Source organism: Microcoleus harperi Pol14_C6 (genome assembly GCF_036701295.1).
Classification (GTDB): Bacteria; Cyanobacteriota; Cyanobacteriia; order Cyanobacteriales; family Microcoleaceae; genus Microcoleus.
On record NZ_JAUBQN010000037.1, the window covers coordinates 1 to 9,866 of the forward strand.

The window sequence follows — 9,866 nt, forward strand, 5'->3', positions numbered from 1 at the left end:
GGAGTCGGGGGGTGTGGGGGAGTCGGGGGGAGTCGGGGAGGGGGAGATGGAGGGGATGTCGATCGCCCTTCCTTCCAATATTTGTTGGCGTGCGGTTTGCAAGTTTTGGGCGATCGCCCAACCCTCGGATTGCAACCGTTGTAGAGTCAAGTCTGGAGAGTCGATCAAATCTCTGAGGGGTTCGGCGACTTTCCCAAAATCCGGCAATTGCAGCATTCCAGCCAAACCGGAGAGTTGATAGTAAACCTGGTTGAGGGCGGTCACGCTTTTTGCCAAATCTGCCTCAGAAGCTTGGGAAAGGTCGGTTTCCAGGCGATTGAAGAGTGGGAGTACATCGTGTTCAAAAATCAGTTTCAGGGTTTCCGGGGCGGCCGATTGGCTGGCTGCGGGGACTGGCGACTGTTCTGGCTTGCCGTACTTGGCCTCGAACTCAGCGAAAATTTGGGCGATCGCCTCCAAGTTTTCGGTTTGATCGGGAGTTGTGACATCCGAGTGTTGAATTGATTCGAGGGCAATGTTTTTGAGAGCATCCACGCCTTGCAGCAAAACACTCACAGTAGTCGGTTCCAGAACCGACAAGTCTGTGCGATCGCGCAAAATGACAAAACAGTCCTCCAGCGTGTGAGCCGCCGTCGATACGTTTTGAAAGCCCAACATCGAACCTGCACCTTTAATCGAGTGAGCCGCCCGAAACATTTCTTTAACTGCCGCTTGTCGCTCTTTCAACCCCGCAGCTTCCATCGCCAGCAGGTTCGTCTCCATTAACTGGAGAAACTCTTCGCATTCTGCGGTAAAAGCATCAATTAATTCGTTTAAATCGTCATCATTCATATTAGTCTGTTGTCTGTTGTCTGTTGACAGTTAACTGTTGATTGTTGACTGTTGACTGTTAACTGTGGGCAGTTTTTTTATATATGATGTCCCGTTATTTAACTGTAATTGTTGCCATGGCGGGTTCACGATTATCTATAAATTTGCATTCAGGATATTTGTCAACCCGCCCCGACAACAACGATAGTTATTAGTGAGTCGTATAACAGTCAACTGTCAACACTCAACTGTCAACACTCAACTGTCAACTGACTAACTGCGGAAATTCGCTACCGACTTTTGCAATTTGCTGACCGAACCAGACAGATCGTCCAAAGAAGCCTTGACATCCGCACCTTTTTGTGCAGTCGTATTAGCAATCTCGTTGACTTGCTGCATACTGTTAGAAACTTCCTCAGCCGAAACAGTTTGCTTGGCAGATGCGCGAGTAATATTCTGCACCAAAGCATTCATTTCTCGACTAACTTCGATGATGGCATTGAGGTGAGTTTTAGCTTCGCTTGCCAGCTTAGTGCCTTCCACTACCTCCAGCGTCCCCGATTCCATTGCCTTCATCACGCGGCTGATTTCTTCTTGAATTGTACCGACAATTTCGGAGATTTCCTCAGTAGCGCCGGCCGATCTTTCTGCTAATTTCCGCACTTCTTCGGCGACAACTGCAAAGCCTAAACCTTGTTCGCCGGCTCGGGCAGCCTCAATAGTAGCATTCAGAGCTAATAAATTAGTTTGCGAAGCAAGTTGAGAAATCGAAGTCACAATTTTGCCAATTTGCTGCGAAGATTCGCCCAAACGCTTCATCATTTTTGAGGTAGAGGCGATCGTCACCCGGAGTCCGTTAATGCCTTCGACAGCTCGATCGACCGCCAGACCGCCGACTTCAGCCGTTTGAGAAGACTGCTGGGCAACTGTTTCGGCGCGCACCGAAACATCTCGCACGTCGCGGATCGAGTTCACAATCCGCTCGATTTCCCGCATGATGGCAGATATTTTTGCTGCTTGAATTTCCGCCTGTTGAGTGAGTTGACTGGTATTGTTAATCGACTCGCCGGTGGCAGATGTTACCTGTTCGGCTAAAGTTTGAATTCCCGTTACCACTTTCCGCAGAGAACCGATTAAGAAGTTGAAAGAGTCGGCGACAGCACCTAAAACGTCGTTAGTCACTTCGGCCCTGACTGTCAAGTCGCCTTGAGCAGCGCCTTTAATTTCTCCCAACAATTTAAGGACTTGCTGAGTCAGAGAATCAGCTTCAGCTTTACGTTCGGCTGCCAATTTTTCTAGTCGTTCTTCTGCCTCTTTGCGCTCAGTGATGTCAAAGCGAATGGCGATATATTTGACTATTGTGCCAGTGGTATCAAAAATGGGGGATATCGTCGAATCTACCCAGTAAAACGAGCCATCTTTGCGCCGGTTTTTGATTTCCCCTTTCCACACCAAACCGCGAGAAAGTGTCACCCACATTTCTTCAAAAAATGATTTGGGATGGTAGCCGGAATTGACTATGCGGTGGTTGCGGTGCAGGAGTTCTCCCATGCTGTAACCGGATATTTCAATGAATCGGTCGTTGACGTAGGTAATCATGCCTTGGAGATCGGTTTCGCTGACGATCGCCGATTCATCGAGAGCATTCTGCCGAGTTTTGAGTTCTTGCAGCAAGCGTTCCTGTGCCTCAGCTAACTGCTGCATTCGCTGCTGGGATACTCTTTGTTCGGTGACGTTGCGGCACACTATTACGCCGCCTTTAAGGGCCCCCGTTTCGTCTTTGAGCGGCCGGCCGTTAACTTTCACCCACAGGCCCTCTGGCTTGCCTGGGTGGCGGGTGAAAAGGTCTGCGTCGTCAACTACTTCTCCTCGAACCGTGCGCGCTAAAGGTATTTCGGCTGGGGGATAGGGAGTTACGGTATCGGGCAAGAATAAACCGTATTTTGCCGACCATTCATTGAGAATAGAATCTGTCGCACCCATGCCAAACATATCTTCGGCAGCGGGGTTGAACAAAAGAAAATTGTTATTTTCGTCGGCAGCAATTATGCCGTCGCCAATGCTGTTTATTAGCAATTCCAAGAGATTGCTTTGCTGGCGAAATTGGTCTTCGGAACTCGCTAATTGGGCTGTTGTTGTTTCTAATTGCACCATCGCGTGTTTGCTTTCGGTAACGTCGCGTGCGACTGCATACATGAGCTGTTGTTCGGTTTCAGGTCGCACTTTCCACGACAGCCATCTGTAGGAACCGTCTTTGCAGCGGTAGCGATTTTCAAAAGACTTTACTTCGCAGCCCCTGGCTACTTTTGCTGCTTCTTCTTGGGTTGCTTCGCGATCGTCTGGATGGACTAAATCGATATAATAGTTGTCTTCAAGTTCATGCGCCTTGTAGCCGAGGGTTGTTACCCAAGCGGGATTGATGCGCTTGAATTTGCCGTCAAAATCTATAATACAAATCAAGTCTAGGGAAAGGGTAAAAAATCGATCGCGCTCTACTTCTGCTTTTTTGCGATCGGTAATTTCGATCGCCACACCGCCGACACCGATTGGTTTACCGTCAGATCCGGGCAAAGGAAAGTAAGACGCCAGCCAATCTCGGATCGCGACCGGTTGGTTGAGAGTTGTACCCGACACCTCAATGTTTAAAAGCGGCTGGTTGTTTGCCAGAACGCCCTGCAAAATCGGCTGTAGAGTATCAACCATTTCCGGTATAACTTCCCTGACGGTCTTGCCGAGGTGTTCGGCAACTGAAACGCCGGTAGTTTGGGCCAAACTTTCGTTGGCTTGCACGAACCGCAACTGGTCGTCAAAAATAAACATGGAGGCCGGGGCGGCTTTGAAAAAGGCGTCAAAGCGGGTTTGACGCAAAACTAATTCTCGTTCTAGGGCTTTGCGATCGCTGATGTCGCGAGCTTCGGGAATCAGCAGCACGACTTTGCCGCTGTCGTCTACGATCGGCTTGAGGGAGAAGTCCACAGTCATCACAGCACCCCCAGCAACGAGCACGTCGGCTTCGTAGCGGACAAATTCGCCGGCGGCGGCTTTTGCGACCGCATCTTGCACTTTTTGCTTGGCTTCTGGGGAAATTTGCCACCACAGATTCTCGGCAAACTGGGTGCCTACGAAGTCTTCGCGCTGCAGTCCAGCGACGGCGAGGGCTGTTTGGTTGGCTTCCAAAACGGTTCCGTCTGGTTTGAGCAGCCCCACTAATTGGAACGATTGGTCGAAAATGGCTCGGAACAGTCTTTCGCGATCGCGCAGCATCTCTTCTGCACGTTTGCGATCGCTGATGTCGCGAGTAACTGTTGCCAACCCCATAGGCTCGTCGGTTTCTGGGTGTTTGACTGTAAATAGTGTGAAGTCAACCGGAAAGTCTTCGCCGGTTTGAAAGTTCCTCAAGCGGAATTCACCCTGCCAAAAACCGTCTCGCATAGTAGTCGGCACGATTTCTTCTTTTAAAGTTTTAGCATTTTCTGGGGAGAAGAAGTCATATATACTTTTGCTTTTGACTTCTTCAATATTTGACAATCCTACTAATTTCATGCCAGCGAAATTCAGGTATGTTCCCTGTCCCTCCAGGGTTGCAGTGCCGATAAAATCCGAGCTGCTTTCTACGATTGCAATCAATCTTTGCTTTTCGATTTCTGCTTGCTTGCGCTCCGTGATATCGTTGTTAGTTTCTAAAATTGCTTTGGGTTTTCCCTGTTCGTCTCGCTGCAAATTCCAGCGGCTGAATACGGTGATTTGGGTGTCATAATGAGTGGTGTGAATTACTTCTCCTTCCCAATAATCTTGCTCTTCTAACTGTGCCAATATAGCTGCTACAGGCTGGGAAAAAATGCTGTGCAATAGAATATGGGTGAGTTTCCCCAACGCTTCTTTTTTTGTCCAGCCGTACATCCGTTCGGCTCCCTGATTCCAATAATTAATCGTGCCGTCGAGATCGCGCACGATCAAGGCGTCGCTTGCCAGATCGAGCATTTGCAAGTTCTGCTGCAAGGCTTCTTCTGTGCGCTTGCTTTCTGTAATGTTGCGGGCGATCGTTGACAGAAATTCAATTTCTCCCTTCTCGGATTTGTGAGCAATAATTACTTGAGAAACTGGTATTTCTTTGCCGTCTAAAGTTCGCCACATTGCCTCGCCGCTCCACGCCCCGTCCCGGCAAGCTGCGGGGATGCCGACGTTGATAAGAGTGTCGATACTTTTGGGCGATGTCAGGTCGGAAATGCTGAATCCGGCTAAATCTGCGTTTTCGCCAACTCTCAATATTTCTCTCGCGGCACGGTTGAGATAAATGGTGCGCTGTTGGGTGTCGGCTATGCCTACCCAGTCTGTTGTGGTTTCTAAAATTGCTTTGAACCGCAATAGTTCTTGTTCTGATTTGCGGCGCTGTGTGATGTCGCGTGCGAAGCACAGCATTCCTAAAATGTTGCCTTCTGTATCTTGGAGAGGCAATTTCTGGGTGTCGAAGCTATGTACTTTGCCGTCGGCTAAGGTGGCTAAATAGTTGGAACCGGGCGCGAGGTGGTTGCCGGCCCGGAAGTTTTGGATTTGGTTCTGGGAATCGGTTTCGGCTGGGAAACTGCCAAAGATTCGATCGACCGATATGCCGATTTCTGCGTCGTCTTTGCCGATAATTTCTGCTTGAGTTTTGCCGAAGGCGGCGGCGAAACCTGCATTGACTAGCGTGTAGCGCAAGTTTCGATCTTTGACAAAGATGCAGTCTGGGGTAGCGTCAATGACTGTACGCAGCAAATTTTGGGAGCTTTCTGCTTCTGCCAGTGTCTGTCGCAGTTGTTCTTCCATTTGCACGCGCTTGGTGATCTCTGTCATGGCGCAGACAAGAATTTTGCTGCCACAGGCATCTACAAAGGTAGATTTTTTGGCGGAGAAAAGGCGGGTGTTTCCTGCTGGGTCTGTGATGGTTTTTTGGATTTCGCTGCTGGTATTTGTCAAGAAAACTAATTCGTCTTTTTCTCGATATTTCTGTGCTTCCTCTTTGGGCAAAAACTGGTCGTAGGATCTGCCAATTAGTTCTTCTCGGCTGTGACCTATGGATTGACAAAAGGCATCATTTAATGTTACCCAGCGGTGCTGTTGGTCTTTGACATAAATCGGGTCGGGGATGCTGTTGAGGATGTTGTTTAAGAATTGTTCTGAGGCTTTTAATTGCTCTTGGACTGCCGTGCGATCGCGAATTTCCTGTTCCATTTGTGCGTTAGTTTGCAGGAGCTGCTCGGTTCTTTCATTCACTCGCTGCTCTAGTTCTGCGGTTAGTTGCTGCAATGCGGCTTCTGCCTGTTTGCGCTGGGTAATGTCCCGACCTTCGGCGAGGATTTGAAATATTTCTCCTGTTGCATTTAACAGTGGCTTAAACGACACGTCCATTACTGTCACATGGTTATTGGGGCCGATGATTTCGTATTCTTCCCGGACAAAATTACCTGCCGAAACTTGTTTAATGTTCGTTTTTAGGCGCTGCTGGTTGGTTGGAGTTGAGGCCCACCAAGGTGTCAGCCAAAATTTCAGCCCCAGCACTTCTGATGCTTGGAAATCGCCCACTTCTAGCGCTGTCTGATTTGCTTCGATCACAGTACCGTCTGGCTCCAATAATGTGATCGCTTGAAAAGCTTGGTCGAAGATTGCGTGAAATCGCTGGTTAGTTTCGGTCAGTGCTTGTTCTGTTTCTTTTTTAGCGTTAAGGATGCGGGTGGAACCTACTAAGAATCCGTAGCGGTTGGACAAACTCAAAAAAACGAGCGCCGCCATTACAGTGATCCAATCGAACACAGTTTGTGCCACTGGAGAGTGGGGCAGCCCTAGGTATTCGGCGGCGTGGCCGCTGTGGCCGAAAGCGCAGGTCCAAAATATGGCTGCTGTGGCTGTGGCGAAGATGTCCAACCCGAATTGACGGTTTCGCCACAAACCTAAGCTGATTATCCAGGCGATGGCAAAGTAACACACACAAATGATGGAATTAGCAGCTCCAGCTAGCACCGATTGGGAGAAGTCAGGCAACGTCAGGGTTAAAGTCGTTGCGATCGAGGTATAGAGAATTTTGATCATAAAATTAAGGATGGGCAAATCGGATGCGGGCGATCGTTAGTTAAAATTATTGATGGAAAGCAGTTGTAGACTTACCTGTATGGTTGCTTTTTACCAGCGTTCGGAATGGGCGATCGCTTCTACATCGACAATCATTAGCAAGCGTCCTTCGGAATTGTACAGACCTTTTAAGAATGGAGCGAGGTCGGGACTCACATCTAGTGCTGAGACAATGCGATCGGGATTGAGAGGTAAAACTCCTTCGACGCGGGAGACGGCTAATCCCAGGCTGATTCTCGACAACAATCTCACGTCTCGTGGATCGGGGGCTTCTACAACTAAGATGCGGCTGTTTGGGTGGTGGATGTCAACCGATTCAATACCGACGAACAGTCCGAAGTCTGCTGCGGCTAAGATTTCGCCCCGCAAGTTGGTTAATCCCAGCAAAAATGGCAGGGTGTTGGGAACCAGGGAAATCGGTTGTTCATTGAGGGAAAGGACTTCCCGGACTGCCTCTAAGTCTATGGCGAACAGACTGCCTCCTTGACCGAACAGGAGAAATTGCTTTGTTCCACTTGTCTGATTCCCCCCAGCAGGGGGAGCAGTTCTTTTCATGGCTTATTTTTAGTTTATAGTGTAGCTTACAAATTAGAATTTTGCTTTGACCTTAAAGCCGATCGCCGATCTAGTTTTTCTGGATCAGTTTTGATGCGTCAAATCTTTCTGTTAAATAAATCGCCGATTGGCAAATAAGCAGGTTGCTATCATTAAACATAAACTTTTATGGAATTCCAAAACCCAGTTTATTTAATAAAAACGGGGTTTGTCGGTATAAGGTTTTTTGGAAAGCTGCCGATGACTTTATATTCGGATTACGCCGAAAGCAGACGCTGCACTATGTGGACCAGTTGCTGAGGTTCAAAGGGTTTGCTAACGTAAGCGTCGGCGCCTAAATCGGTTCCCCAAGCTTTATCGATCTCGGTGTTTTTATGAGTACAAAATACTACGGGCAATTTGGCAGTTGCGCGATCGCCCCGCAATTCTCTGATCACTTCAAACCCGTTCATTCGCGGCATCACTACATCTAAAACGACCAAAGCCGGAGGGGTTTTGCGGATCATGGCGATCGCTTCTTCGCCGTCGCCTGCCCGCATCACATCCAGTCCGGCATCTTGAAGAATGCGGCAGATGATTTCTAGTTCGGTCTTAACGTCGTCCACTACTAAAATTTTTGACATGATTCCACACTTCCTTGCTGTTATTGACAGCGGACTACGTTTATTTAGAAGCTGGCGCGACCGGCGGCGATGGGACTAGACCGCTTTGCCGACAAATTAATGTACTTCCAAATACAATATAGCCGATCGTATGGCTGAAGGTTAGCTGTCAGCGATAAAAAACGATACAAATTTACTTTGCTAAAGGAATCATCCTGAATAAATTAATCGGTAATTAGTAATTGATTATCGGTAATTCGCGATTTGGAAACCAACAGGTCTTAGTAGAAGGAGCGATGGGAAGACCAAAGCCGGATTTTCTTTATATAATATTGTTTTAGCTTTATTCCACTCAGCTACTTTAGAGCATGGTCTCAAGAATGAAGAGTATTTTTTTAATTAGCGCCATTAACAGTAATTGAAAAGTAGTAATAGCGGTATTTTTACTGCTACTCAATTTTTTTGACTTTAAAAAACAGCAAAATATCGCTTAGTAAGCGCTATTTTTTTATAAATTATACAAGTCAAAATTGAGGATGGTAATAATGACATTTATTAAAAATTTTTATTGTCTATGATTTATAATTTGGGGGCAAATTCAATGGACCGCCCGGCAGTCCTATTTTACCCAGTAGAGAAGTGTTGGGTTCATCAGAACTACTACCAGCAGGCGATCGCCATCCTTGAGATTGATTGTGGACCCAGCCGAAAAGACTGCTGCAAGATGCGGTCAATCGATTTTAGATTTTAGATTTTAGGTTTCAGAATTGAAGAAGCGCTCACACTGATAAATCCGGGGGCTGGTGATGAGCAGTCGGAGCTTTTTTCTCGCTTCACGGATGAATCCGGCAGTCCCGGACGAAATTGCTTGATGGTAAAATTAGTCGGTGAGGGAGAGACGGCGATCGGCTATAATAAAGGGCTAGAGGAAAAGAACACCGAAAACCCGAAAATATGGTTGCCATCCAAAGAAATCTCAACATTGCCGCGCTAGAAGCAGAATACAGTCAAAAAACACCGCGAGACATTCTCAAATTTGCCCTAGAAAATTTTGACAATATCTCCATTTCTTTCAGCGGGGCTGAAGACGTAGTTCTGATCGATCTTGCCTCAAAAATAACCAAAAATTTCCGCGTTTTTACCCTAGACACCGGACGATTGCACTCAGAAACTTATCAGTTTTTGGATGAAGTCAGAAAACATTACGGCATTAAATTAGAAGTAATGTTTCCCGATGCTGCTGAAGTACAAGCCCTAGTAGAAGAAAAGGGATTGTTTAGTTTTTATCAAGATGGTCACAAAGAATGCTGCGGCGTGCGGAAAGTCAAGCCGCTGCGCCGCAAACTGAATACTCTCGATGCTTGGATTACTGGTCAGCGGAAAGACCAAAGTCCCAGTACCCGCAACGGTATTCCAGTTATTGAAGTTGACACTGCATTCTCCACTCCCGACCATGAATTAATTAAATTCAACCCCTTAGCAAACTGGTCTTCGGCAGAGGTTTGGGAATACATTCGCGCTTTGGAGGTGCCTTACAACAAGTTGCACGAACGCGGTTTTGTAAGTATTGGTTGCGAACCTTGTACGAAGCCGATATTGCCGAACCAACACGAACGCGAAGGTCGCTGGTGGTGGGAAGAAGCGACCGTAAAAGAATGCGGTTTGCACGCTGGTAACGCACAAACATAGTAAATCACTCAAGGAGTAAGGTGCCGTAGGCTCACCAAACAAATAGTAGGGTGCGCTAGGCGCACCTTACCCAAAAATAAATGCAGTTCACATAAATCGTAGCCG

Annotated in this window: 6 protein-coding genes; 1 reads left to right on the top strand and 5 read right to left on the bottom strand. The window is 47.5% G+C overall.

The annotated features are described in order from the left end of the window. The 5 genes from QUA27_RS21370 to QUA27_RS21390 all read right to left on the bottom strand — a co-directional run. The coding region (locus tag QUA27_RS21370) for an Hpt domain-containing protein (RefSeq protein ID WP_333070273.1) at positions 1–831 on the bottom strand (831 nt) is incomplete at its 3' end. 252 nt (positions 832–1,083) lie between these two features. Then, positions 1,084–6,876: a methyl-accepting chemotaxis protein gene (locus QUA27_RS21375; protein WP_333070274.1), complete on the bottom strand. Its 5,793-nt coding sequence runs from the start codon at positions 6,874–6,876 to the stop codon at positions 1,084–1,086. A 90-nt stretch (positions 6,877–6,966) separates the two neighbouring features. Next, the gene (locus tag QUA27_RS21380) at positions 6,967–7,470 is read right to left on the bottom strand and encodes a chemotaxis protein CheW (protein ID WP_333070276.1); all 504 of its coding nucleotides are present in this window, start codon (positions 7,468–7,470) and stop codon (positions 6,967–6,969) included. Positions 7,471–7,727: 257 nt separating this feature from the next. After that, positions 7,728–8,093, bottom strand: a complete 366-nt coding sequence (locus QUA27_RS21385; protein WP_333036442.1) for a response regulator transcription factor — start codon at positions 8,091–8,093, stop codon at positions 7,728–7,730. A gap of 551 nt (positions 8,094–8,644) precedes the next feature. After that, a complete protein-coding gene (locus QUA27_RS21390; protein ID WP_333070277.1) occupies positions 8,645–8,806 on the bottom strand; it encodes a hypothetical protein in 162 nt (53 codons plus the stop codon). Positions 8,807–9,026: 220 nt separating this feature from the next. Here QUA27_RS21390 and QUA27_RS21395 point away from each other — a divergent pair, with 220 nt between their 5' ends. Beyond that, a complete protein-coding gene (locus tag QUA27_RS21395) occupies positions 9,027–9,761 on the top strand; it encodes a phosphoadenylyl-sulfate reductase (protein ID WP_333070280.1) in 735 nt (244 codons plus the stop codon). Positions 9,762–9,866: the final 105 nt, after the last annotated feature.

Bases quoted from the DNA above. Each gene is read 5' to 3' on its own strand.
- QUA27_RS21380 (WP_333070276.1), bottom strand. From the start codon at position 7,470: ATGAAAAGAACTGCTCCCCCTGCTGGGGGGAATCAGACAAGTGGAACA.
- QUA27_RS21375 (WP_333070274.1), bottom strand. From the start codon at position 6,876: ATGATCAAAATTCTCTATACCTCGATCGCAACGACTTTAACCCTGACG.
- QUA27_RS21395 (WP_333070280.1), top strand. From the start codon at position 9,027: ATGGTTGCCATCCAAAGAAATCTCAACATTGCCGCGCTAGAAGCAGAA.
- QUA27_RS21385 (WP_333036442.1), bottom strand. From the start codon at position 8,093: ATGTCAAAAATTTTAGTAGTGGACGACGTTAAGACCGAACTAGAAATC.